The 23,531-nt window shown below is 45.9% G+C and carries 23 protein-coding genes and 1 pseudogene; 16 read left to right on the top strand and 8 right to left on the bottom strand.

Annotated elements, in window-relative coordinates; genetic code table 11:
- Positions 1 to 61 precede the first annotated feature (61 nt).
- Genes B7X71_RS03295 through dacB form a run of 3 tightly spaced genes read left to right on the top strand, consistent with a single transcriptional unit; the run spans position 62 to position 4,802 of the window.
- Positions 62 to 685, top strand: a complete 624-nt coding sequence (locus B7X71_RS03295; protein WP_293597471.1) for a response regulator transcription factor — start codon at positions 62 to 64, stop codon at positions 683 to 685.
- Positions 686 to 692: 7 nt separating this feature from the next.
- Complete coding sequence (locus B7X71_RS03300) at positions 693 to 3,194, top strand: ATP-binding protein (RefSeq protein ID WP_293600195.1); 2,502 nt, start codon at positions 693 to 695, stop codon at positions 3,192 to 3,194.
- Positions 3,195 to 3,242: 48 nt separating this feature from the next.
- Positions 3,243 to 4,802, top strand: coding sequence for a D-alanyl-D-alanine carboxypeptidase/D-alanyl-D-alanine-endopeptidase (gene dacB / locus B7X71_RS03305; RefSeq protein WP_293597473.1), 1,560 nt, complete (start codon positions 3,243 to 3,245; stop codon positions 4,800 to 4,802).
- On the opposite strand, the gene B7X71_RS03310 is transcribed toward dacB, so the two are convergent.
- From B7X71_RS03310 to B7X71_RS03340, 7 genes are all read right to left on the bottom strand, one after another.
- The gene (locus tag B7X71_RS03310; protein WP_293597474.1) at positions 4,748 to 5,842 is read right to left on the bottom strand and encodes an L-threonylcarbamoyladenylate synthase; all 1,095 of its coding nucleotides are present in this window, start codon (positions 5,840 to 5,842) and stop codon (positions 4,748 to 4,750) included. The genes dacB and B7X71_RS03310 overlap by 55 nt on opposite strands.
- 2 nt (positions 5,843 to 5,844) lie before the next feature.
- Entirely contained in the window at positions 5,845 to 7,029 is a 1,185-nt protein-coding gene (locus tag B7X71_RS03315; protein ID WP_293597475.1) for a 5-(carboxyamino)imidazole ribonucleotide synthase, read from the bottom strand.
- Positions 7,030 to 7,033: 4 nt separating this feature from the next.
- Positions 7,034 to 7,528 (bottom strand): 5-(carboxyamino)imidazole ribonucleotide mutase, encoded by a 495-nt coding sequence (purE, locus tag B7X71_RS03320; RefSeq protein ID WP_293597476.1) that lies wholly within the window; start codon positions 7,526 to 7,528, stop codon positions 7,034 to 7,036.
- Positions 7,529 to 7,608: 80 nt separating this feature from the next.
- On the bottom strand, positions 7,609 to 8,505 hold the full coding sequence (locus B7X71_RS03325; protein WP_293597477.1) for a phosphoribosylaminoimidazolesuccinocarboxamide synthase: 897 nt from the start codon (positions 8,503 to 8,505) through the stop codon (positions 7,609 to 7,611).
- A gap of 7 nt (positions 8,506 to 8,512) precedes the next feature.
- Positions 8,513 to 9,577 carry a class II fructose-bisphosphate aldolase gene (fba, locus tag B7X71_RS03330; RefSeq protein WP_293597478.1) on the bottom strand — a complete coding sequence of 355 codons (1,065 nt, stop codon included), beginning with the start codon at positions 9,575 to 9,577 and terminating at the stop codon, positions 8,513 to 8,515.
- 61 nt (positions 9,578 to 9,638) lie between these two features.
- Complete coding sequence (gene pyk / locus B7X71_RS03335; protein WP_293597479.1) at positions 9,639 to 11,075, bottom strand: pyruvate kinase; 1,437 nt, start codon at positions 11,073 to 11,075, stop codon at positions 9,639 to 9,641.
- Between the two features lie 2 nt (positions 11,076 to 11,077).
- Positions 11,078 to 12,289: a phosphoglycerate kinase gene (locus B7X71_RS03340; protein ID WP_293597480.1), complete on the bottom strand. Its 1,212-nt coding sequence runs from the start codon at positions 12,287 to 12,289 to the stop codon at positions 11,078 to 11,080.
- A 210-nt stretch (positions 12,290 to 12,499) separates the two neighbouring features.
- Here B7X71_RS03340 and B7X71_RS03345 point away from each other — a divergent pair, with 210 nt between their 5' ends.
- The 5 genes from B7X71_RS03345 to B7X71_RS03365 are packed head-to-tail and all read left to right on the top strand — an operon-like array spanning position 12,500 to position 15,824.
- Positions 12,500 to 13,423, top strand: a complete 924-nt coding sequence (locus B7X71_RS03345) for a branched-chain amino acid transaminase (RefSeq protein WP_293597481.1) — start codon at positions 12,500 to 12,502, stop codon at positions 13,421 to 13,423.
- Positions 13,424 to 13,437: 14 nt separating this feature from the next.
- Positions 13,438 to 13,629: a zinc-finger domain-containing protein gene (locus tag B7X71_RS03350; RefSeq protein ID WP_293597482.1), complete on the top strand. Its 192-nt coding sequence runs from the start codon at positions 13,438 to 13,440 to the stop codon at positions 13,627 to 13,629.
- A gap of 45 nt (positions 13,630 to 13,674) precedes the next feature.
- Complete coding sequence (gene waaF, locus B7X71_RS03355) at positions 13,675 to 14,712, top strand: lipopolysaccharide heptosyltransferase II (protein WP_293597483.1); 1,038 nt, start codon at positions 13,675 to 13,677, stop codon at positions 14,710 to 14,712.
- A 34-nt stretch (positions 14,713 to 14,746) separates the two neighbouring features.
- On the top strand, positions 14,747 to 15,181 hold the full coding sequence (locus B7X71_RS03360; protein ID WP_293597484.1) for a nuclear transport factor 2 family protein: 435 nt from the start codon (positions 14,747 to 14,749) through the stop codon (positions 15,179 to 15,181).
- A gap of 28 nt (positions 15,182 to 15,209) precedes the next feature.
- Entirely contained in the window at positions 15,210 to 15,824 is a 615-nt protein-coding gene (locus B7X71_RS03365) for a DUF2946 family protein (protein WP_293597485.1), read from the top strand.
- Here the strand turns inward: B7X71_RS03365 and B7X71_RS03370 are convergent, their stop codons facing one another.
- The gene (locus B7X71_RS03370) at positions 15,825 to 17,543 is read right to left on the bottom strand and encodes a M48 family metalloprotease (protein ID WP_293597486.1); all 1,719 of its coding nucleotides are present in this window, start codon (positions 17,541 to 17,543) and stop codon (positions 15,825 to 15,827) included. It lies immediately after the preceding gene.
- Between the two features lie 23 nt (positions 17,544 to 17,566).
- Here B7X71_RS03370 and moaC point away from each other — a divergent pair, with 23 nt between their 5' ends.
- The 8 genes and pseudogenes from moaC to B7X71_RS03410 all read left to right on the top strand — a co-directional run.
- Positions 17,567 to 18,046 (top strand): cyclic pyranopterin monophosphate synthase MoaC, encoded by a 480-nt coding sequence (gene moaC, locus B7X71_RS03375; RefSeq protein WP_293597487.1) that lies wholly within the window; start codon positions 17,567 to 17,569, stop codon positions 18,044 to 18,046.
- Positions 18,047 to 18,120: 74 nt separating this feature from the next.
- A complete protein-coding gene (locus tag B7X71_RS03380; RefSeq protein WP_293600196.1) occupies positions 18,121 to 19,104 on the top strand; it encodes a site-specific integrase in 984 nt (327 codons plus the stop codon).
- Positions 19,105 to 19,134: 30 nt separating this feature from the next.
- Positions 19,135 to 19,653 carry a hypothetical protein gene (locus B7X71_RS03385; protein WP_293597489.1) on the top strand — a complete coding sequence of 173 codons (519 nt, stop codon included), beginning with the start codon at positions 19,135 to 19,137 and terminating at the stop codon, positions 19,651 to 19,653.
- Between the two features lie 71 nt (positions 19,654 to 19,724).
- The gene (locus B7X71_RS03390; protein WP_293600197.1) at positions 19,725 to 20,384 is read left to right on the top strand and encodes a hypothetical protein; all 660 of its coding nucleotides are present in this window, start codon (positions 19,725 to 19,727) and stop codon (positions 20,382 to 20,384) included.
- Complete coding sequence (locus tag B7X71_RS03395) at positions 20,381 to 21,850, top strand: AAA family ATPase (RefSeq protein ID WP_293597437.1); 1,470 nt, start codon at positions 20,381 to 20,383, stop codon at positions 21,848 to 21,850. The genes B7X71_RS03390 and B7X71_RS03395 overlap by 4 nt, the downstream gene beginning before the upstream one ends.
- Before the next feature lie 120 nt (positions 21,851 to 21,970).
- The gene (locus B7X71_RS03400; protein ID WP_293597438.1) at positions 21,971 to 22,339 is read left to right on the top strand and encodes a hypothetical protein; all 369 of its coding nucleotides are present in this window, start codon (positions 21,971 to 21,973) and stop codon (positions 22,337 to 22,339) included.
- On the top strand, positions 22,336 to 22,896 hold the full coding sequence (locus tag B7X71_RS03405) for a hypothetical protein (RefSeq protein ID WP_293597439.1): 561 nt from the start codon (positions 22,336 to 22,338) through the stop codon (positions 22,894 to 22,896). The genes B7X71_RS03400 and B7X71_RS03405 overlap by 4 nt, the downstream gene beginning before the upstream one ends.
- A gap of 361 nt (positions 22,897 to 23,257) precedes the next feature.
- Positions 23,258 to 23,531: pseudogene (locus B7X71_RS03410) on the top strand (GGDEF domain-containing protein); the annotation flags it as partial.

Genomic DNA, 23,531 nt, shown 5'->3' on the forward strand with positions numbered 1-23,531 from the left:
GCCGTATCGCTAAGGCCATTTTTTCGCTGCACCCTCATAAAAACCTAAACGGAGACAAGTAATGAGAAAACGCGTGATGTTGGTAGATGACCATCCAGCTATGCTGATGGCATTAAAAAGTATGTTGCAGGATCAATTGCTTTTTGAGATAGCAGGACAAGCGCAACATGGTGAAGAGTGCCTGCGCTCAATCAAAGAAGTCAATCCCAATATGGTGATCTTGGATTTGGATATGCCCAAGACCGATGGCTTTGATGTGATACGTCGGATTGGCCTGATGCATCCAGAAGTTCGAATTCTGGTGTTATCTAGCTTAGATGAAGCAGTCTATGGCGGCAGAGTGCGATCCTTAGGTGCACATGGCTTTGTGAATAAGACGGCTGGAGCGGATGTCATTCTGGCAGCCTGCGTTGCCATCTCACAGGGATATACCTTCTTCACGCATGGGAAAAATGGCAACACCTCTCTGAGCGATAACGACAAATTAGCGCTGATATCGGATCGAGAACTGCAAGTCATGAAGTATCTCGGAAAAGGCAATACCAATCAGCAAATATCGGACTTATTGCACATTAGTAATAAGACAGTGGCAACCTATAAGACCAGGGTCTTTGACAAACTAGGCATTAACAATATTGCTGACTTGATCTTGTTCTGCCGCATAAACAACATCATCGAAAGCTAAATCCAGCATGCATCGATTCACATTGAACAGAGTATTAGCGCTCTGCTACATCTACGGAGGACTGGCTCATGGCGGCCCATTTAGTGCTGTAGAACAATCATGGATCGATGCCCATCCAGTCGTTCGATTTAGCATTCATGAAAAATATGCACCCTATCTCGAACCGTCAAATGGTCGAGAGGGTTTAGGGCCCTTTAAAGCACTGCTGTCAAAGATTGAAGAATGCACACGACAGCAATACGTGCCGGTATGGAGGAAGTCAGATCCAGAGGGATTAAAGCAACTGAGTAAAGGCGAAGTCAATTTCATCATCGATCCGCCAAATATTGATGACCACGTCTTACAATTCGGCTCCCTATCGGAAGCCATCTTCTGGGGACATGATGCTGTCGTCACCAAGTCCTCAGGTAAGCTGAGCTCACCTAATATAAAGATCGGCTATTTCGATCGAGGCCTTGAGAATGCACCTGCCAGTGTGAATAGCTACAGCGGGGGCAAGGAAGCAAAGTCTCCTAATAGCTTAATTCAGTCCCTTATTAAAAGTGATATCGAGGCATTGGTCATGCCTATTCGCTTAGCGCGGCAGCTAATACAAGAGCACCAAAATTCAGACTTAAAAATAGATGGTTTATATAGTCGCGATCCTTTTGCCTATCGCTGGCTCATCTCAGATCAAGATACCCCATTGCATAATGTATTAAGCCACTTTCTTGATGATCTAGATCCTATTGCATCGCGCCAACTCTTTGCATTTGGGGAGCAGCCCAGATCACAATCATCCATACTACCCTGGCTAAGCGCCATCTTTGTCCTCATTATTAGCGGGGTAATGTTTTACCAACTGCAAAGAAAGTATTTTTATCAGAAGCAAGCAGCTCTTGAGTTGCTGAACTCTAAGGAGTTGGCTGAAAAAGCGAATGCTGCCAAGTCTGCTTTTTTGGCAACCATGAGCCATGAAATTCGTACGCCTATGAATGCCATCTTGGGCGTTCAAGAACTACTGCTGGGTAGCGAGCAATTTCCCAAGAAAGATAAACCTTTATTAAAGAGCGCCCAAGCATCAGCTGAATCTCTTTTAGGCATGCTCAATCAAGTGTTGGATATTTCTAAGATTGAGGCTGGCAAGCTCACACTCAATTTAGAACCTTGCAATCCACATCAATTGATTATGGATATTCATGCGGCATTTTCAACAGTAGCTAAGAAACAAGGGCTATTACTCCACACCTCAATTGACCCCAGAATAGCCGAAGTACTCATGATTGACGCCTTGCGTCTGCGACAAGTTCTGCAGAATTTACTCAGTAATGCAATTAAATTTACTAACGAGGGTGAGGTGTACTTTTCCATCACCGTCCTTGCAGATGATCATGCGGGTAATGCAATTAAATTTACTAACGAGGGTGAGGTGTACTTTTCCATCACCGTCCTTGCAGATGATCATGCGGGCCAATTACTCGAGTTCAGAGTCATCGACACAGGGGTGGGCATGGGCAGCGATCAAATCAAATTGGCACTGCAAGCCTTTGAACAATTGCCTGTCACCCAAAAATCTTACGTATCCGAGCAAAAGAGGGGAACAGGGCTTGGCCTCACTATCACCAATCACTTGGTAAGCTCCATGAATAGCCATCTCTATTTTGAGAGTGCACCAGGCTTTGGAAGCAATATTCACTTTTCGGTGGCCCTTCCCAGAACCAGTGTTGCTGCTCCACAGGCTGCAGGCTTTGACTCGCTTACACCATCATTTAGAAGCTTGATTTCTAAAAGGCCGGGGCGGAAAAATTGTGGCATTCATGCTTTAGTAGTTGAAGATCATCCGGCCAGTCGCCAAATTTTATCCCTACAATTAGAGGCATTGGGAATTAACACCTACATTTGCGAGAACGCTATCGCCGCCCTTGAACTCATGAAGGATCATCATTTTGATCTCATGCTGACCGATCAATCTATGCCCGGGATGCAAGGCTCTGAGCTAGCAAAAGAAATTCGATCTCTAGGCAATCGTGACCTCATCATCATTGGTGTCACAGCGGATATTTACGCACTAGATTCGCGTCATCAATTTTTATCATCTGGTATGAATGGCGTTCTCATCAAGCCACTGAGCTTGGGGGCTCTTGAGAATGAGCTCATGCGCTATTTTGAATCCAGCCAACATTCCGCCTGCACTGATGAGCCCTATTCATTTGACACCTTCTCCAATCTGATCAAAGACGATCCCCATCAAATCATCGTGGTCTTGGAAGGGATTGAAAAAGTTCATCTGGACGCATTGATGCAATTACGTCCAAACAATAATCAAACCCGGCTTAATGAAATGCAATTTCAGAGTCTGGTTCATAAAGTCAAAGGTGGTGCACAACTACTGCAGGCTACTCAATTCGTCCAAGCCTGCCAAGATCTTGAAATCAGCGGCCCCCTTTTAGATCGTATTGAGCGATTCATCGCAATACTAGAAGAACAAAACCAAACTATCGAGGCTTGCAAGAAAAGATATCGAGAGTAATTGTGAGTAGTCTTAAGATCTTGAGCGCTAAGGTTTATCCTATAGGGAATGCATACTCGAAACTCTTTGCTTGCTACCACCCTCCTACTGGCCAGCCTATTTACCTGCCTGCTGCTCAGTCCATGGGCGCATTCCGCTGATCTAGTTTCCCAAGAAACTGCCCTTCAGTACATTCCGAAAGCTGTAGCTGCTAGCCTTGAAAAGAGTCAAATTCCCAAAGAGGCCATCAGTATTTCAGTAGCAGAAATTGAACCAGGTCGACCAGGGAAAGTTACGGCAAAAACTGAAGTAGATTGGCGCTCTAAACAAGCGATGAACCCCGCCTCCACCATGAAGTTGGTCACCACCCTCAGTGGCTTAGATGTATTGGGCCCTCAATATCGTTGGCGTACAAACATCTACACCGATGGACTTATTCGCCAAGGGGTCCTCAAAGGCAATCTGTATTTGCAAGGCACCGGCGATCCAAAGTTAGTCCCCGAAGAATTCGCCAAAATGATGAAAGCCCTACAAAACCTGGGCATCCAGATAATTGATGGGAATCTATTTTTTGATAGAAGTGCCTATGCGCCTAACGTCATGGAGCCCAACACTATTGATGGCGAATCATTGCGCGCCTATAACGTACCACCCGATCCCCTGCTATACGCCTTTAGGACCCTTTCATTTCAGCTTGGTAAATCGCGCACTGCAGACTTTATTGACATTAGCTATACGCCACCTCTCTCTCAACTCAAAGTGATCAACCAAATGCAATTGGTTGATCAATCTTGCGATAGCTGGAAAAGTAATATTCACTTTAACTTAGATCCAGAGGGTAATGGAACTGCTACCAACCTACTCCTCACTGCACAGTTCTCTGGTAGGTTTCCGAATACTTGCAAAGCAGTGAACTACAACGTTGTTGCTTTGGATGCCAATACCTTTCTGACGCAAGGGTTCGCTGCTGCCTGGGAATTAGCTGGCGGATCCTGGACTCAAACACCTATCGGAAATTCTGGCGCCGTCCCACTAGCAGCGCGACTGCTGCTGCAGTTTGAGGGCATTGCTTTGGCTGATGACGTACAAGATATTAATAAGTATTCCAACAACGTTATGGCCAGACAACTCATGCTAACCCTAGCTTTAGAGAAGATGGGTAAACCAGCAACTACTGAAAATGGAGAGCTTGTAATTCAGAGCTGGCTAAAGGGGTTGGGGCTTCAGTTTCCAGAACTCGTGATTGAAAATGGCTCTGGTCTATCTCGCAATGAAGCAATCTCTGCTGAGCATATGACGCAATTATTAGTTGCAGCTCGCAACCTATCCATAGCGGATATGTTTTACAACAGTCTACCGATTGCCGGCAAAGACGGCACGATGCGCAATCGCCTCATGACGCATTTACGAAAATTTCTGCATTTGAAGAAAAAACCTGAAGTCCGAATCAAGACAGGTTCACTTGCTGATGTTCGAGCAATATCAGGCTACGTGATGAGTAAGTCTGGGAAAATGTATGCGGTGACCTCATTCATTAACCATCCCAATGCTTGGAAAGGTTTAGAGGCGCATGATCAACTACTGGCGTGGCTACTTGATGACGGACCGGAACCAAAGCATGCACGCTGAAGACGGTCTCGAACGCCATCCCACTCTTCCCCTACTGGTGGCTCTGGAAACAGAATAAGATCCCAACCTTGCTGATCCAAATCTCGCAAAGAGCGATATAAACGACTTGCAAATGTAGCGCTATCACTGGGCACAATGACTTCCTCAAAATGCACTGATGGGTGACCATCCTCTCCTAGCGCAGAATCTGAGTCCCATACCGCAACAGCTACCCGTGACTTGATATCCGGAAACTCACTGAGTGCATCCAAGACTCTGCCTGATGAGTACATTCTTAATGGGGTTGTCGGGGCGTAATGGGCACGCAGACTGCCGGAGACCCTTGGCAAGCCATCGTCTTGCTTAGTTGAGTTGAGCTCACCAGGTAAATAGACTTTGATACCCGTCTTAGCAAGAATTTCACCTGGAGTAATGAGCCCTGGGCGCAATAAGACCGGATGCTCACCTGAAGATAAATCGATGATGGTCGATTCAATTCCAACTTCGCAATCGCCGCCATCCAAAATCATCAGATCCAGCATACCTTCAAACTCGCTACGGACATCGGCTGCACTGGTTGGAGAAACCTTACCAAAACGATTGGCTGATGGAGCAACAACCCCACCCTTAAATTTACGCAATAGCTCTTGTGCAATAGGATGAGCGGGTGCGCGTATGGCCACGGTATCCTGACCACCTGTAAGTTCGTTTAAAACGCTTTTATCTTTTTTAAAGACCAGGGTTAGTGGACCCGGCCAAAAAGCATTGATGAGTTTTAATGCATCTTCCGACAAATCTCTTACCCAGGGCGCCAGAACCGGAACCCAATCGACTTGCGCCTGATCAAACTTGTCAGGGGCTGCTAAGTGAACAATTAACGGGTGATTGGAAGGCCTGCCCTTGGCAGCAAAAATCTGCTTGATTGCATCCGGGTTCTTTGCATCTGCCCCCAAGCCATAAACCGTCTCGGTTGGAAAGGCGACTAAGCCACCATCTCGCAACGTTTGTACCGCTTCGTTAATTACCGCAGATGATTGCAGCGCGCTACTATCAGTAGACATTTCTAGGGCTCGATCCCTAATTCAACTGCGACAGCTGCGCAATTTTGGCGAGCCTGGTTAATTGACTCACCCAAACAATTGATGTGACCCATCTTACGGCCCATGCGTGGTTCAGATTTGCCGTACAAGTGCAATTTGGCATCCGGATGAGAGAGTACCTTATCCCAAGCAGGCTCTCTTGCCTTATCTTCACTACCTTCGTACCAAAGATCTCCCAAGAGATTGAGCATAGAGACCGGTGCTAGCAAGCGGGTGTCGCCTAATGGCAAGCGAGCCATGCTTCTGACTTGCTGCTCAAACTGACTACTGACACAAGCATCCATGGTGTAGTGGCCCGAGTTGTGCGGACGCGGAGCAATTTCGTTTGCAACGATATGGCCACTCTTCAACACGAAAAACTCTACACACAAAACACCAACATAGTCGATCTTCCGAATGAGCGCTTTAGCCGCTTCAATAATTTTTTTCTCTTGAGCAGGTTTTAGTGATGGCGCTGGCACAGTAGAAGTGTGCAAAATACCGTCGCGATGGATGTTCTGAGAAACAGGATACGCCACTACTGCATCATCATATCCACGCACCACCAAAGCAGATACCTCAAAATCTAAATCCATCCGCTTTTCAAGAACACAAGGTACCTTACCTAATTCAGCCCAAGCAGAAACTAAATTGGTAGAGTCGTAAACAGTAACTTGACCTTTACCGTCATAACCCATACGAGCAGTTTTCAAGATGCCAGGAAATAGATCTGCGGGAACGTATGCAATATCTGCATCATGCTCAAGCACAAAATAAGGCGCAGGACCGATATTGGTTTCTGCTTTCCAGGTAGCTAAAAACTTTTTCTCGGCAACGCGGTTTTGAGCCAGAGATACGCAACTGCTGCGAGGCGCCACAAAGACACCCAAAGACTCGAGCCCATCTAAAGCTTGAGCAGGGACATTTTCAAATTCAGTGCTAACAGATTTACAAATGCTCGCCATCTCTTTTAGAGCCGCGGAGTCGGTGTAATCTGCCTGAATAAATTTTTCCGCAATGGAGCCAGCGGGACTATCTGATCCAGGATCCAAAACGCAGACCTTGTACCCCATGGCTTGAGCAGCCTGTGTAAACATCCGCCCCAATTGACCGCCACCTAAAATTCCTAAATACGAGCCCGGCAAAATGGGCTCCAAACGATCTGCCATCTGATTAATATCCCGGCAAATTCATGGAGCGGGCAGTATCAGACTGCTTCGAACGAAACTCTTCTAGCTGTTTAGCTAACGCAGGATCATTCACTGCCAAATTGGCAATCACATGCAAAGCTGCATTGGCAGCACCAGCTTCACCAATCGCAAATGTCGCCACTGGAATGCCCTTAGGCATTTGTACGATGGAATACAGAGAGTCCTCGCCGCGTAAATATTTGCTAGCAACCGGAACGCCATAGATAGGCACAATTGTTTTGGATGCCAACATGCCTGGTAAATGCGCAGCGCCACCAGCACCAGCAATAATCGCCTTTAGCCCGTTTTTAGATGCATTTTCTGCATAGGCAAACATGTCATCTGGCATACGGTGAGCAGAAACCACCTTAGCCTCGTGAGCAATACCAAATTGCTCCAGCATTTGAGCAGCGTGCTGCATGGTGTCCCAATCTGAATTGGATCCCATTACTATTCCAACTACTGGTTTTTTGCTCATTTACCTCTCCAAATGCCCTGATCTACATCGTTAATCTATCTAAGGACTTATTATCCCAGCCTTTTTAGGGCCCCAGGAAATTAGACTTTAGTTAAGCGAGCAAGTGCTTCACGGTACTTTTCTGCTGTTTTATCGATCACGTCCGATGGCAAAGCAGGCGCAGGGGCTGTTTTTGGCCAAGGCTTGCCATCAACCAAGGCTGTTTCGAGCCAGTCACGCACAAATTGCTTGTCATAGGAAGGGGGGTTTGCGCCCACATAGTAGGTTTCGGCAGGCCAAAAGCGAGAAGAGTCGGCAGTGAGGATTTCGTCCATCAACACTAACTGACCGGCATCATCCAAGCCAAATTCAAACTTGGTATCAGCAATGATGATCCCGCGAGTAGCAGCATATTCAGAAGCCTCTTTGTACAAACGAATGCTGACTTCACGAATCTGATTGGCCAACTTCTCACCAATCATCTCAATCACCTTTTCAAAGGAGATATTTTCATCATGCTCACCCACTTCTGCTTTAGCTGCAGGAGTAAAAATAGGCTCAGGCAACTTCTGTGCATTTTCCAAACCTTCTGGTAATGCAATGCCACAGACCTTGCCAGTCTCTTTGTAATCTTTCCAGCCACTACCAGCCAGGTAACCACGCACTACCGCTTCAACCAAGATTGGCTTCAGTCGCTTAGCAACTACTGCACGGCCTTTAACTTGATCAACTTCATCAGCTGGGACAACGCTTTCAGGATCAACACCTGTCAAGTGATTCGGAATTACCTTGGCTAACTTGTCAAACCAAAAGTTGGCCATTTGGTTGAGCACAATACCCTTCTCAGGAATCGGCTGACCCATGACTACGTCAAAGGCAGACAAGCGATCGGTAGTGATCATGAGTAGCTTGTCATCACCTAGCGCGTATACATCACGCACTTTTCCTTTGGAGAGCAAAGGCAAGGACTTAATAGAAGTGGCGTACAAAGCTGGCATATTTATCTCACTTAACGATCTGGGCCAATTTGCCACTCTTGTACAACTCAGCCATTTTCTCTAGGGGAATTGGCTTAATTTTTGATGCTTGGCCTGCACAACCAAAAGCATTGAAACGCGCAATACACACTTTCTTGGCTGCTTCACGCGCAGGTTTCAGATAGTCGCGTGGATCAAACTTGCTTGGATTTTCAAACAGGTAGCGGCGAATTGCGCCAGTCATCGCCAAACGAATATCAGTATCAATATTGATCTTACGTACACCGTTCTTAATGCCTTCTTGAATTTCTTCAACAGGCACACCGTAAGTTTCTTTCATATCGCCACCAAACTCACGAATCTCCGCGAGCAACTCTTGTGGAACACTCGATGAACCATGCATCACTAAATGCGTATTCGGAATCCGTGTGTGAATTTCTTTGATGCGCTCAATTGCCAAAATATCGCCTGTAGGCTTCTTCGTAAATTTATAGGCGCCGTGACTAGTACCAATCGCAATAGCTAAGGCATCACACTGAGTAGCCTTTACAAAGTCAGCCGCTTGCTCAACGTCTGTCAACAATTGCTCGCGCGTCATTTTGCCATCGGCACCATGACCATCCTCTTTATCGCCTTGCATTGTCTCTAGCGAGCCGAGAACACCCAACTCCGCTTCAACAGTAACTCCAATGGAGTGAGAGAACTTCACCACCTCTCTAGATACATCGACGTTGTATTCATAGCTAGCAACCGTCTTCCCGTCAGCCTCTAAGGAGCCATCCATCATCACGCTAGTAAAGCCACTCTTAATGGCCGCCATACACACCGCTGGACTTTGCCCATGATCTTGATGCATTACGACTGGAATATGTGGGTAAGCCTCAACCGCAGCTGAAATCAAATGACGCAAGAATGATTCGCCAGCATATTTTCGAGCACCGGCAGAGGCTTGCATGATCACTGGAGAATCTGCCTCATTAGCGGCCTCCATAATCGCCGTTACTTGCTCTAAATTATTAACGTTAAATGCTGGCAAGCCGTAGCCATTTTCAGCGGCGTGATCCAAGAGTTGTCGTAAAGATACTAAAGCCATGATGGTCTCTTAATTAAAAATGTTAGTGATAAATAGTTTGAATACAAATCTTAAAAATGAATTACTTCACCTGAATAATCTTGAGTGAATTGGTACCACCAGGCTCACCCATCGGCTCTCCCGAAGTCAGCACCACTACATCACCCGTCTTTACCGCCCCTAACTTTTTCAGACAATCCTCCACCTCCTGCAAGGCAGTATCGCGTTGTTTGGTGTAATCTAAGCCGATGGGGAATACATTGCGATAAGTGCTCAAGGCACGCTGAGTTGCAATCTTTGAAGTTAAAGCAAAAATAGGCAAATGAATATTGTGACGACTCATCCAAACCGCAGTAGATCCTGAGTCAGTCAAAGCAGCAATAGCATTGGCATTGAGGTGATGCGCTGTAAATAACGCGCCCAAAGCAATCGTTTGATCAATGCGTGCGAAGGTTTGATCTAAAAAATCTGTATCTAGCTTTACACGATCTGACCTTTCCGCCTCAACACAAATCTCGGCCATCGCCTTGATTGTTTGGACAGGATACATACCTGCAGCGGACTCTGCGGACAACATTACTGCATCTGTACCATCTAATACCGCATTGGCTACGTCACTTACTTCAGCACGTGTAGGTACTGGAGCATTAATCATGGACTCCATCATTTGCGTCGCAGTGATTGTAAATTTATCAGCCTCTAGCGCGAGTTTAATCATGCGTTTTTGCAAAGCAGGAACAGCGGCATTACCAACCTCAATCGCCAAGTCGCCACGGGCAACCATAATGCCGTCGCTCTCTGCGATGATGCTATTGAGCGCATCGGGCTCAATCGCTTCAGCACGTTCTACCTTCGCAATCGTGCGAACTTTACCAACGCCATGCTTTGCACTAGCTGCATCTGCTAGCTTGCGAGCATAGGCCATATCTGCACCGTCTTTTGGAAAACTGATTGCTAGAAAATCTACACCCATCGCAATCGCAGCATCCAAATCGGCGATATCTTTTTCTGTCAGCGCTGGTGCAGTCAAGCCCCCGCCAGCACGGTTAATGCCCTTGTTATTAGAAAGCGGTCCGCCTTGCTCGACGAGAGTAAAAATTTCTCCACCCTTAACACTTTCAACACGAAGAACAACTAAGCCGTCATTCAATAAGAGGCGATCGCCAGGTTTGACATCTTGCGGCAGCTCTTTGTAATCCAAGCCCACGCGCTCTTGATTACCGAGCTCACACGCAACATCCAGAATAAATTGCGCGCCTTCTTTTAAGAGAATTTTGCTATCAACAAATTTACCTACGCGAATTTTTGGGCCCTGAAGATCGGCCATGATGCCAACCTCTTTGCCAACTTCCGCAGAAATGCTTCGTACTAAATCGTGACGCGCTTTGTGGTCAGCAACAGTGCCATGAGAAAAGTTCATTCTCACAACATCCACGCCTGCACGAATCATCTCGCGCAATACTTCAGGCTTTTCTGATGCAGGCCCTAATGTGGCAATGATCTTTGTTGCTCTCAACATATTTAGTCTTTCGCTCTTTCAGCCAATACTGCAAAGGCTGGCAAGGTCTTGCCTTCTAAAAATTCCAAGAAAGCACCACCGCCAGTAGAGATGTAATCCACTTGATTTTCAATACCGTACTTTGCAATTGCTGCTAAGGTGTCGCCACCACCTGCAATCGAGAAAGCTGGTGAATGGGCAATTGCTGCTGCCAACATCTTGGTGCCACCACCAAACTGGTCAATCTCAAATACGCCTAATGGACCGTTCCACACAATCGTGCCGGCATGCGCCAACATAATAGATAAGCGCGCAGCAGTTTTAGGGCCAATATCCAAAATCATGTCGTCTTCTGCAACTTGATCTGCAGGTACGCGGTTCGCACGTGCCAACGGAGAGAGCTCATTCGCAACCACGACGTCCTCAGGAATGGGAACATGCGCACCGCGCTTTTCCATAATCTCCATGATTTCTCGAGCATCATTAACCAAATCTGGCTCTGCCAGTGACTTACCAATTGGCAAGCCTTTAGCCAACATAAAAGTATTGGCAATACCGCCACCAACAATCAACTCGTCTACCTTATCAGCCAAAGCTTTCAGAATGGTCAGCTTTGAAGACACCTTGGAACCCGCGACAATCGCCACCAATGGACGCTTAGGACTTGCTAGAGCACGACTCAAGGCATCCAACTCTGCAGCCATCAAAGGACCAGCGCAAGCAATCGGGGCAAATTTAGCCACACCATGGGTAGTTGCCTCAGCACGATGGGCAGTACCAAAAGCGTCATTTACATAAACATCACAAAGAGCGGCAATCTTCTTGGCCAACTCATCGTTGTTCTTTTTCTCACCGACATTAAGACGACAGTTTTCTAGCAATACCAATTCGCCTGGATTCACTTCAAAACCACCATTGACCCAATCACTAATTAAAGGGACCTTGCGATTCAAAAGGCTTGCTATCCGATCGGCTACTGGCGCCAAACTATCCTCGGGCTTGAACTCACCCTCCGTTGGACGCCCCAAGTGGGAGGTCACCATGACCGCTGCGCCAGCATCTAAACACATTTGCACTGCCGGCATCGAGGCCCTGATGCGGGTGTCTTCCGTGATATTGCCCACATCATCCTGAGGGACATTGAGGTCAGCACGGATTAAAACCCGTTTTCCCTTGAGAAGACCTGCCGCAGCTAGTTCACTTAGTCGTTTTACTTTAAAGAGAGTTTCCGGCATGAGAATGGGCAAATTTAGTGGTTTGTGGGGAATGCTCCATTCTAAATCGTCTGGGCTTTAGACCCCAAGGGAATTGGACTACCCCGTCACGCTCCCTGCTCTACAATAAAGGCTGAGACGTATTCCAGGCCTAGGGGTTCCCATTGGCTTGGTACCCTGTTTTACCGAATTGAATCACCCAATTTATTACATATTTAAAAGGTAGAGAAAATGTCGATGTCCGACCGCGATGGCTTTATTTGGTCCGATGGGAAGCTTATTCCCTGGCGTGAGGCCAATATTCATGTGCTAACGCACAGTCTCCACTACGGTATGGGTGTATTTGAAGGTATTCGCGCATATAAAACCCCCCAAGGTACCGCCATTTTCCGCCTTCAAGAGCACGTTAAGCGCTTATTCAATGGAACCAAGATTTTCCAGATGAGCATGCCTTGGACTCCTGAGCAGATCAGTAACGGCATTATTGAGGTGGTTAATAGCAATAAGCTGGAATCTTGCTACATTCGCCCAATTATCTTTATCGGCTCCCAAAAACTCGGCATCTCCCCAAAAGGCAATAGCATCCACACAGCAATCGCTGCTTGGGAATGGGGTGCGTATCTGGGCGAGGATGGCATTAATAAGGGTATTCGCGTTAAAACCTCCTCATTTACACGCCACTTTGTGAACTCTTCACTGGTTCGTGCCAAGGCTTCTGGTTATTACATCAACTCCATTTTGGCCAACCAAGAAGTAACAGCCAATGGCTACGATGAAGCCCTCCTGCTTGATACGGAGGGTTATGTATCTGAAGGCTCTGGCGAGAACATCTTTATCGTAAATAACGGCATTATTTACACGCCTGATCTAGCTTCTTGTTTAGACGGCATCACCCGTAACTCCATCATGCAAATCGCTAAAGACCTTGGCTATGAGTTGCGTGAGAAGCGCATTACTCGCGATGAAGTGTATTCAGCAGATGAAGCCTTCTTCACTGGTACTGCCGCTGAAGTTACACCAATTCGTGAGTTGGACGATCGCACCATTGGTGACGGTAAGCGCGGTCCGATTACCGAGCAAATCCAGAAGACCTACTTTGATGCGGTCTACGGTAGAAGCGATAAATACAAGTCTTGGTTAACTTACGTTAAGTAATAGGAATTCAGAGAATGAGTGACGCTCAAGTTGTAATGGTTAATGGCAATACCGATTTGCCTTTACATTGCCCAACCAATAAAACACCCAGCTGGAATTCACATCCACGTGTATTCCTGGATGTTGCTAAGATGGGTGAAGCAAAGTGTCCTTATTGCGGCACTGAGTACAAACTCATTCCTGGTACCGAGCCCCACGGGCACTAAGCCTACCAGCACCCCAAAGCGGGGTGCTGTGTCGGGATACCTTATATGAATCGTATTCTGATCATCGCCCCCAACTGGATTGGCGATGCCGTAATGTCCCAGCCGCTCCTGGCAAATCTAAAAATTCTTTACCCGCAGTCTCAGATTGATGTTTTAGCAAGCCCTTGGGTCGCGCCAATTTATCGCGCCTGTGAAGAAGTTCATCAGGTCATTGAAGCGCGCCTAGAGCATAAGCAGTTGCAATGGGGCTTACGCAAACAACTCGCAAAGCAATTGGAATTAAATCAATATGATGCTTGCTTTGTACTACCAAATAGTTTGAAGTCCGCACTCATTCCTTGGCTTGCCAATATTCCGCTACGGATTGGGTATCGAGGAGAGATGCGCTTTGGGCTAATTAATCTTGCCTTAGATAACCCCAGCAAGATTGATCGCCCTCCAATGGCAAATCATTACCTTGCGCTCTGCAATGTCATGGATCATTCAGAAAAGATTGGTGCCATCAAGCCTGCAGATCCCAAGCTCAACATCTCTCTTGCGGCCAAGCAATCAGTCGGTAAGAAGCTGCAAGCAAATGTAATTAACGAAAAATCGATCTATGTATTTTGCCCTGGTGCTGAGTACGGCGTAACAAAACGCTGGCCTACTCAGCACTTCGCTACCCTTGCGCAGAAACTAACTACAAATGAACCAAATGCACACGTCATTCTTTTAGGTGGTAAGAGTGATCACGCATTAGGCGAGGAAATTATTTCTCAGGTGACAAACACTGCACAAATTCAGAACTGGTGTGGAGAAACTTCACTTGATGAAGCGATTGCAACCATTGGCATGAGTAAGGCGCTAATCAGCAACGATTCTGGATTAATGCATATCGGCGCCGCATTAAAGGTTCCTCAGGTGGCGATCTTTGGATCCAGTGATCCGCACCACACACCACCACTGTCTGACAAAGCGAAGATCATCTATCTCAACTTGCCATGCAGCCCTTGCCATAAAAGAGAGTGCCCACTAGGGCATCTCAAATGCTTAAAAGGTATTTCGCCAGGCAATGTACTAGAAGCCATTCAGAATCTTCATTAATTTCGCATCAATCTAAGTCACCTGAAAGTAAGCCATGCCAAAACTAGCCAGACTTTTTCATAATGCCGATGAAGTGGTGGATGCTTGGCGTGATGCCTTAAAACATCGTGACGTTAAAAGTGCTCTGGCAATCTGGCTAGATGATGACTCAATTACTTGCGTACTACCAGAAGGTCAACGCCTAAGTGGTCATGCAGAAATTCGAGCTGGCCTAGAGCGCCTCCTAGCTAAGCAGGCTCTCTTTTTAGAACCCATTGCCTGTATTAGCCATTCAGTTTTAGGTGCTGCCATCTATGACACCACTGAAGCAGTTCATCTGCGTGCTGATCAAATTGAGGCGGAGTTCTTCATTAATATCACCTTAGTTCTATTACAAGATAGTCAAGGATGGCGCATTGCCCACCTACATGCAAGTCATTCAACTGAAGATACTTTTGATGCACCTTCAACTCCACATGGATTACATTAATTCATAGTGGTGCAAAGATTACCACCTCATGGATGAGCAAGTTCTACGATCGCTGATTAAGTGGCCGAATGTTCCGCACTGCTTCGGTTGGTTGGCACTTGATCGTCGCGGTCAATGGCGCATGCGAGATGAATTCGCGCAAGCCAATCAATTAGCAGGAAGTGTCATTCAACATGCAGCCCTCAATGAATTCATCTCCAGAAATTACGCTTGCGATTCCTCTGGCAGATATTTTTTTCAGAACGGGCCTCAACGGGTTTTTATTACATTGGATGCCACGCCATTCATTGCCAGAATCATTCCCACCGCAAGCGGCCCTCAGCTTTCAACCCAGTGCGGCACAGAGATAAAACCGCAGGGTGCCCTGAGTGATGAAAAAGGTAATATTTACATTACTGGAATCATTGCGCAATCACTCTCTGATCAAATCGATAGCGCAGTATTTACTAGAACTGAAACCCTATCAGTTGCACTACTACATGATCATGATTTAGATCTATTCTCAGATCAATCGAAAGTGCTGGAGGATGCCTGTAGTTTTAGAGGCTCCTGGCTATGGAATGGAAAATATTTGCCAATCGAGCCCATCCACTCAGCCGAACTGAGTGAGCGCTTTTACTTTGTGAAAGTGCCTAGCAATTAATCAACTGGGCATATTTTTGCCCTGCTCCTTCAGCTCTTCTTGATATTCTTTTTGCATCTGACGAAGGCGCGCATCAATGCTAGAGGCCTGATAAAAATCTGCTCCACCAGAAGATCTAGCAATCTTAAGTTGCTCAATGGCAGATGGCCAAGCACCCTCAAGCGCATACTTTTCTCCAAGAGCGTAATGGCGCATTGGTACGTTCTTTGCCTGGTCATAAGCATTCGATAGCATGGTCCACCATACGACCTCATTGGGCTGCAACCTAGTACGAGCCTTTAACCAGGTGATGGCGTCATTATTGCGACCAAGCTTGAGATAGGCATTCATCATCGCTGCCCCAGCAGCATAAGATTGTGGGTAAGCCTTTAAAGTCGCTTGAGCAATTTGCAGGGCCTCATCACCTTTATCTCTAGCTAATGCCAGCTCGGAAGAGGTAATGTCTAAAGAGAGACTTTGCCGCTGAATGGGCGATCCTGGTGCACTAGCGTTATTGACTTGATTGCGCGCTTGCTGTAAGTAACTTGCAGCCTGATCAAACTTACCCTGCTTTTGAGCTACCAGCGCGAGCCCATAAAAACCTTCCAACTGCTTTCCTGGGTCCGACTGTTTACTTAAAGCCTCAAAGGTATTTTTTAAGTCATACATCTGACTCGAGTTTCCGGACTGCTCCATACGAGCTCGCGCCTTGATGAAATAAAACTCTATTGCCGTTGGTACGTTTCTATTGGCGATATTACGAGCACGATCTTGCATATCTGCAATACGGTCAGTGGTTAAGGGGTGGGTACGCACATAGGATGGCACGCCACTATCCATAATCCCAGTCGCCTTTTGTAAACGCTGGAAAAATCCTGGTGCGCCATTGACGTCATAACCACTCGCCGCCAGAATCTGAAAGCCAATACGATCCGCTTCGCGCTCAGCATCTCTTGAATAGGAGAGCTGGTTATTGACCGCCACCGCTTGACCACCCTGCATCAGACCCGAAGCTGCGCCTGGATTACGTGAGGCAGCTAAGGCGCCCAACAATATGCCGGCAAGGGCAATCATAGTATTGGTCGTTTGCTTATCCATTTGCCGCGCTAGGTGGCGTTGCAAAACGTGACCAGTCTCGTGACCCATCACCGAAGCAACCTCAGAGTCAGTCTCCGCGCTAACCAGCAATCCCGTATGAAAACCGATAAATCCACCAGGCAATGCAAACGCGTTAATACTACTGTCTTTAACCGCGAATACCTCAAAGTTATAAGCGCCACTACCCTGTTCATTAGCACCACCCAATTGCAAACGTTTTGCTGCTTGCAATAGGCGTCGCTCCATTTGGTTTAAAAAATCATAGATCGGCAAATCATTCGAATAATCTGCATCCGGACGAATCTGGCGCATGATCATCTCGCCATATTTTTTCTCATCCATACGACTTAAGCTATCGCCACCAGGATCACCCATATCGGGAAGCACAAAGCTTGGTTGAGTTTGGGGTACGTTCCGTGATGGCAGATTCGAGGAGCGAGCATCAGGCGACTGAACCGCTCTACCAAGGTTTTGCAAAGCCGCTGACTCACCTTGGACCGATACATCCCCTGTTGCCGAGGAGGGTGCAGGTCCAGCTGCATAGACGAAACCCGCACTAGGACAAGCCAAGCTCAGAATGAGCTGGCCAGCCAAAACTCGCTTAAATAGCGCTGATTTTTGTGATGTCTTTATGACTTGCATCCCTATATGGTAAAACTTATCCCATGAACAAACTAACTCATTTTGATGCCAGTGGCCAAGCCCATATGGTCAACGTTGGAGACAAGCCCAATACCCATCGGATTGCCATTGCTACAGGCAGAATCACTATGCTGCCAGAGACTTTCAGCATGATTGAGGCAGGCACTCACAAAAAGGGGGATGTTTTAGGTATTGCCCGAATTGCAGGCATTCAGGCATCCAAAAAGACGTCGGACTTGATACCCCTTTGTCACCCACTAGCTCTGACACACGTAAGCCTCGAATTTACCCTCAATAAAGACACCAGCAGTATCACCTGCCAAGTCAGGGCCGAAACTACTGGCCCAACCGGCGTCGAAATGGAAGCCCTGACTGCAGTCCAAGTAGCCCTCCTCACAATTTATGACATGGCCAAAGCGGTTGATAGAGGCATGGTGGTGGGTGATGTACATCTACTCGAAAAGAGTGGTGGCAAGTCTGGGGAGTGGAAGGCGACCTACTAGTGACTAACCTATAAAACAATAACGAGAGACTAAAAACACTCTTGGCCTAATCCTGTCCTACCAAGGAGAGGTAAATGGCAACATTTCGCAACCGAAGCGGTAAGTGGCAAGCACGAGTTCAAATTCAAGGTCACGCTCCGCTAAGTAAAACCTTCATTAATAAAGTCGATGCCGAGCGCTGGGCAAAGCAGGTTGAAGTCGAAATGCAAAAAGGTAGTTATACCAACCTTGTGCTGGCTGAACGCACTACTTTTGCTGAAATCATCGAGCGTTATATAGCTGAAGTATTGCCCACTATGCGTGGGGGCAAGGCCGACTTCATTCGTTTGAAGGCTCTAGCAAGGCGTCCAATAGCAAAACTAAACATGGTGAGCCTAACCCCTCAAAAGATTGCAAAACACAGGGATGAGCGCCTTAAAGAAATAGCGCCAGCAACGGTCATCAGAGAGTTATCCTACTTTTCCTCAATCATCACCCATGCTCGTAAAGAATGGGGAATCAATATTATCAATCCCGTAGCACTAGTAGCGAGACCTAAAAACCCACAGGGTAGAAGCCGTATATTAGATGCAGCCGAAACGAGTGCCTTATTTGAAGCCTTGAGACCCACTGGGCGGCGTTCGATATGGATGCTGCCTTTAGTAAAGCTGGCGCTTGAAACTGCCATGCGTAGAGGTGAGTTACTGGGGCTGCGCTGGGAGCATGTAGACCTTCAACGACAAACAATATATTTGCCATTAACCAAGAATGGTACCAGCAGAACGGTACCGCTATCAACCCATGCGATTCAAATTTTGACTGAGATACCACGTAACTTAGACGGGCGAGTTTTTCCGCTTACTCACGAGGTAGTGTCACAAGCATTTAATAGAGCAAGAAAGCAGGCTGGAGTGAAGGACATTAGATTCCATGACTTGCGACATATGGCTATTACACATCTAGCAGAGAAGCTACCTAACTTGATTGAACTATCAGCCGTGTCCGGCCATAAGAGCCTTGCAATGCTTAAGCGCTACTATCATCCAAACCCAGAACTTCTCGCACAAAAGCTTGGGTAATCAGCTGGCAGGGTAGAATTTTTAGCAAGTATGAACCCCTCAAGCAAAAAACGTGGTCGACCAAAATCATTAAAAACTCTTGAAAAAGAGCGTATTGATGAAATATTAAGTGCATGCCCGCCAGCTCTAAAAATGACTCCTCAGCAAACTAAGGAGCAAAATGAAATTTTTGAGTCTTACAAAAAAATCGTCAGGGATCTTTACACCAAATTTAGCCCCACTATTCCCCAAGAATTAATCGAAGAATATGCTTCGTTACAAGATGAAAGTACAGACGGCTACGAACAAAAAATATTAGCCAACTGGAAAAAGGCGCATGAAGCATTATCAATCGGTCAAAAATTAGGGGCGAGAGAAACGGTAAAAAAGGCAACTGAACGTGCCCAAAAGGTATGGGGCAAAAATCAAGACTTAGCCAAAAGAATTGCTACCAAAAACCTATCAGTAACGGGTGCCTCAAAAATAATTTTGAATGAGTGGGATAAGCGAGGTGATGGCGAATCGCAACCAACCGTTCGAACCATCTCAAATTGGTACAAACGTAAATAGTTGGAAAAGGCTTGTTGAGCTAAAAAATAAACTCAGAAATACTAGGACACCCTTTTATCGAAAGTGTCCAAATGAACAACAACCAACAAACCGAAATAAAAAATCTGTGGATCTTTAAAACAGTTAGCCCAAATAGCATCCTTGAGCTACGAGCGATAGCATCCAATAAGTCACCCATCACAAAAATTTATAGGGCAGACCAGTTTATTGATATTGATACGCTCCAACAGGCTTTTGAAGATGAGGCAATCAAGCTAAATCAAGTGGGGTACAACATTTATGTTGTGATGAACCCCATCAAAGAGTCATTTAACGGCCAGTCAGCTAAAGATGAGGATATTGCTCATCGTGATTTACTTCTAATTGATATTGATAGAGCCACAGCGAGCAAGGAACCTGCTAACCAAGCAGAACTAGAAGCCGCCCACTCACTAAGCGAAGATATATCTACCTACCTAGCTGGGGAAGGATGGGGCGAGCCCATAAAAGTGCTTAGCGGAAATGGCTACCACCTTTATTACAAGCTTGGTCAATTACCCAATGACGCTAAGCACAAGGGATTAGTCGAAAGTAGCCTCAAAGAATTGGCAAACCGATTTGATACCAGCATAGTAAAAATAGATACTTGTGTATTTAATGCTTCACGCATTACCAAAGTACCCGGAACCATTGCCTACAAGGGCAAGGCTTCTTTAGATAGGCCATATCGTATGGCAAGGGTATTGTCATGATACAAATTACAAGCTCTATGCTCGAATCTCTAGCGGGCAGTCAGGCCATCCAAAGTTTTGGCGATACCCCTGAATACTTAACTGGGTACACCCCCCACCTTGCAATGCCCTCATTCGCATGCACGCCACCCGAAACCCCTCAGGAAATCGAAAAATTACAGCTTGCTTTAGCCGACCTATCACCCGATGTAGGTAGAGGAACTGGCAGTTTTTATGATGCTCAAAACACTCCCGCTGTTGATTATTGGTTGGCGAGTATCTGGGCAATCAAAAGTCTTAACTGGTCTTCTGGGAAAGATATAGCTCGCTCATGGTCACAACAAAGTGCACGATATACCGATGAAGGCTTTGAAAAGGCATGGTATTCCTACAATATTGGCCATAAAAACCCAATCACTATCAGCTCACTTTACAAAAGAGTAGCTGAGATTCGATCTGCCAAGGGGAATGGGGGTTGCAACTTACAAACTAGGGGTAAATTTAATCTCTTAAGCCCCAATCAACTAGCAGCAATTACAAGTACCGAATGGATTGTAAAAGGAATCCTCCCGGAAAAAGGCTTAGCTGCACTCTATGGCCCCAGCGGCTGTGGAAAATCATTTCTAGCCTTCGATCTGATGACGGCTATTGAACACAAAGACTACTGGTTTAGATTTAAGGTCAAGAATAGACCTGTTGTTTACATAGGCCTAGAAGGTAAGTCAGGCTTAAGAACCCGTATTGCTGCTTGGCAAAAAGAAAATGGCTCAGTGCCACTAGCTAATTTAAAAATCATTACTGATAACTTCAATTTAAAAACTAAAGGAGAGGTAGTCGAGCTAGCCAATCAAATTAATGCTGAGAACATGGGTAATGGGGTTATTGTGATCGACACACTCAATCAAGCAAGCCCAGGGTCAGATGAAAACTCTTCGGTTGATATGAGCAACAACATTGCGCATTTAAAGCTACTCCAAGAGCTCACCGATGGATTGGTAATCATCATCCACCACACAGGCAAGAATGCAGCCCAGGGGTTACGAGGCCACTCGAGTCTCAAAGCTGCGCTGGATGCCAATATAGAGGTTACAGGGGGTGATAAAAAATCCTGGTTACTAGAAAAATCGAAAGATGGAAAGGATGGTATTTGTCGCGGATTTACTCTCAAAGTAATTAAATTGGGATTAGATGCCGATGGCGATGAAATCACCTCCTGCGTAGTAGAGCAAGATCACAATCTAGTATTCACAAAACCCGAACCAAGTGGGGCAATTCAAAAGAATGCTTTGAAGGCAATTAAGGAAAAATTAAGGCTTGCTCCCAAAATAAGCGTTGAAGGTGCTATCGACATCATTAAGCCAACCCTAACAGCTACCAAGCCCAATCAACGGGGAAATAGAGCAAGGGCCATTATTCAGGGGCTTATTAATGGTGGTCACTTGAATGGTGCTCTTGAGAATGATGAGGGGGTGGTATGGCTAGATTAGTGTCAAAAAAATCACAGTCAAAATATTCCACCTTATATAGGTGGAATGGACATTTTGGACATTTGACCAAGACCATAAAGTTGATAAATCCTAGTTTTGGACATTTTGGATAGGGCAATCATGTCAGATAACCAGATGCTGCCACCACTCATTAACGAGCCGCTATATCTTCAGATTCAACGCCTAAAAGAAGAGGTTGAGAAATCTAATCTAAAGAGCGCCTCAGTAAAACCTAAAACCCCACCCATATACACACTAGAGGAAAAGTTAGTGCAGTGGATTCAATCGCTAACTCCAGCGCAGCTAGAAAGGCCGCACACGACTACAGAAGTCATCAAACTAGCATCCCTCACTGGAAAATACCGAACTCGCCCTGCACTGCAAGAAGTGGCTCAGCTACTACGAAAGCATGGGTTTAAACATAAGCGTAGCTGGACTAATGCCAGCCGAAATCAACGTTATTGGAAATTTATAGGAACAGAAAAATGATTGACAAAGAAAAAATTATTGCAGCAAGAGTGGCCGCAAGGCTGGGGGATTCTGAGGAGCTACCGACATGCAATTATGAAGACTTTTGCAAAGACTATAAAGGTCAAAAATCACTGAAACAGAAAAAATGGCGAGAGTTTGAGATTGCCTGCCAACCCATAGAAGGAAAGGTCAGACTAGCTAAACATCATGCCCAAGAGATCCATAAATACATGGAATACAAATTAAGTAGCGAACTGCTTAACGGAAAGCAAGAGTTCATAGGGGATATCAGACCTGTATGCAGCACGATTGAGGATTTTCCAAGCCGAATTATCGAAAGGTTAGCACCAGTGTTTGTGGCTTTTGACATATTAGACCCGGATCACCAACTCGGAAAGAATTTTGAGTCTACGACAGCAGAGTTTGAGGCTGAAGTTGCAGCCGTATGCAATCAATTTCCAAGTGGAAAGGGTGTGCATAAAAAACGATTGAAAAAGCTTGTTCCGATAGGTCAAAAATATTTGCGAAAATGTCTTGATATCACTGGTACAGCGATTGAAGGGTGTTCGCCATAACAGTATTTGTAATTTATATGACATCGGCACAAATCGGACTTTGGTCAACGCCACCTGCGAAATACTGAGGGATCAATTCAATACGGGCATGGGCTTAGGCTAAGTAACTGAAATAAATAATGAAATTACTGACTAGATTTAACATCCGCACGATAAGCTCCCCGACAAGCGCTGGCGGCGGGTGATAATTCCGGAGCAGAGTCAATCAGTCTACACAGACTTCTATTAATAGAGTAGTTTATTTCTACTATAAATGTCTTCCTAGTTTGATGCTTTATGTATCAGCACCGATTAATTGCCGCACCTCACGACGATATTCGCAAATTACCAACTTCTCGCCCTTCAGAAGCTACAATCAAATATGGTTCTTAATTTCAATAAGCAACGGATAATAATTGGCGCATTATTTCTAGCGCTCATCTTTATCTTAAGCGCAGTAGGATCGTTTTATTTATTGCGGCAAAACACAATAGATGATCGCTCTTCGCAGATCTCGAGCTTAACATTGGTGCTTACTGAGCAGCTAAACCAAACAATATACTCTGCCAATTCGGCTCTAGATAACATGATTGCCGAAGTAAAAGCGGCTGATGTAAAAACAGAACAAGAGTATGTCAAGTTTGTCAGCTCCAAAG

This window comes from Polynucleobacter sp. 39-46-10 (genome assembly GCF_002282275.1).

What these genes read in the sequence shown, in the direction of transcription:
- B7X71_RS03295 (WP_293597471.1), top strand. Translation starts at nt 62, where the DNA reads ATGAGAAAACGCGTGATGTTGGTAGATGACCATCCAGCTATGCTGATG.
- B7X71_RS03300 (WP_293600195.1), top strand. Translation starts at nt 693, where the DNA reads ATGCATCGATTCACATTGAACAGAGTATTAGCGCTCTGCTACATCTAC.
- dacB (WP_293597473.1), top strand. Translation starts at nt 3,243, where the DNA reads ATGCATACTCGAAACTCTTTGCTTGCTACCACCCTCCTACTGGCCAGC.
- B7X71_RS03310 (WP_293597474.1), bottom strand. Translation starts at nt 5,842, where the DNA reads ATGTCTACTGATAGTAGCGCGCTGCAATCATCTGCGGTAATTAACGAA.
- B7X71_RS03315 (WP_293597475.1), bottom strand. Translation starts at nt 7,029, where the DNA reads ATGGCAGATCGTTTGGAGCCCATTTTGCCGGGCTCGTATTTAGGAATT.
- purE (WP_293597476.1), bottom strand. Translation starts at nt 7,528, where the DNA reads ATGAGCAAAAAACCAGTAGTTGGAATAGTAATGGGATCCAATTCAGAT.
- B7X71_RS03325 (WP_293597477.1), bottom strand. Translation starts at nt 8,505, where the DNA reads ATGCCAGCTTTGTACGCCACTTCTATTAAGTCCTTGCCTTTGCTCTCC.
- fba (WP_293597478.1), bottom strand. Translation starts at nt 9,577, where the DNA reads ATGGCTTTAGTATCTTTACGACAACTCTTGGATCACGCCGCTGAAAAT.
- pyk (WP_293597479.1), bottom strand. Translation starts at nt 11,075, where the DNA reads ATGTTGAGAGCAACAAAGATCATTGCCACATTAGGGCCTGCATCAGAA.
- B7X71_RS03340 (WP_293597480.1), bottom strand. Translation starts at nt 12,289, where the DNA reads ATGCCGGAAACTCTCTTTAAAGTAAAACGACTAAGTGAACTAGCTGCG.
- B7X71_RS03345 (WP_293597481.1), top strand. Translation starts at nt 12,500, where the DNA reads ATGTCGATGTCCGACCGCGATGGCTTTATTTGGTCCGATGGGAAGCTT.
- B7X71_RS03350 (WP_293597482.1), top strand. Translation starts at nt 13,438, where the DNA reads ATGAGTGACGCTCAAGTTGTAATGGTTAATGGCAATACCGATTTGCCT.
- waaF (WP_293597483.1), top strand. Translation starts at nt 13,675, where the DNA reads ATGAATCGTATTCTGATCATCGCCCCCAACTGGATTGGCGATGCCGTA.
- B7X71_RS03360 (WP_293597484.1), top strand. Translation starts at nt 14,747, where the DNA reads ATGCCAAAACTAGCCAGACTTTTTCATAATGCCGATGAAGTGGTGGAT.
- B7X71_RS03365 (WP_293597485.1), top strand. Translation starts at nt 15,210, where the DNA reads ATGGATGAGCAAGTTCTACGATCGCTGATTAAGTGGCCGAATGTTCCG.
- B7X71_RS03370 (WP_293597486.1), bottom strand. Translation starts at nt 17,543, where the DNA reads ATGCAAGTCATAAAGACATCACAAAAATCAGCGCTATTTAAGCGAGTT.
- moaC (WP_293597487.1), top strand. Translation starts at nt 17,567, where the DNA reads ATGAACAAACTAACTCATTTTGATGCCAGTGGCCAAGCCCATATGGTC.
- B7X71_RS03380 (WP_293600196.1), top strand. Translation starts at nt 18,121, where the DNA reads ATGGCAACATTTCGCAACCGAAGCGGTAAGTGGCAAGCACGAGTTCAA.
- B7X71_RS03385 (WP_293597489.1), top strand. Translation starts at nt 19,135, where the DNA reads ATGAACCCCTCAAGCAAAAAACGTGGTCGACCAAAATCATTAAAAACT.
- B7X71_RS03390 (WP_293600197.1), top strand. Translation starts at nt 19,725, where the DNA reads ATGAACAACAACCAACAAACCGAAATAAAAAATCTGTGGATCTTTAAA.
- B7X71_RS03395 (WP_293597437.1), top strand. Translation starts at nt 20,381, where the DNA reads ATGATACAAATTACAAGCTCTATGCTCGAATCTCTAGCGGGCAGTCAG.
- B7X71_RS03400 (WP_293597438.1), top strand. Translation starts at nt 21,971, where the DNA reads ATGTCAGATAACCAGATGCTGCCACCACTCATTAACGAGCCGCTATAT.
- B7X71_RS03405 (WP_293597439.1), top strand. Translation starts at nt 22,336, where the DNA reads ATGATTGACAAAGAAAAAATTATTGCAGCAAGAGTGGCCGCAAGGCTG.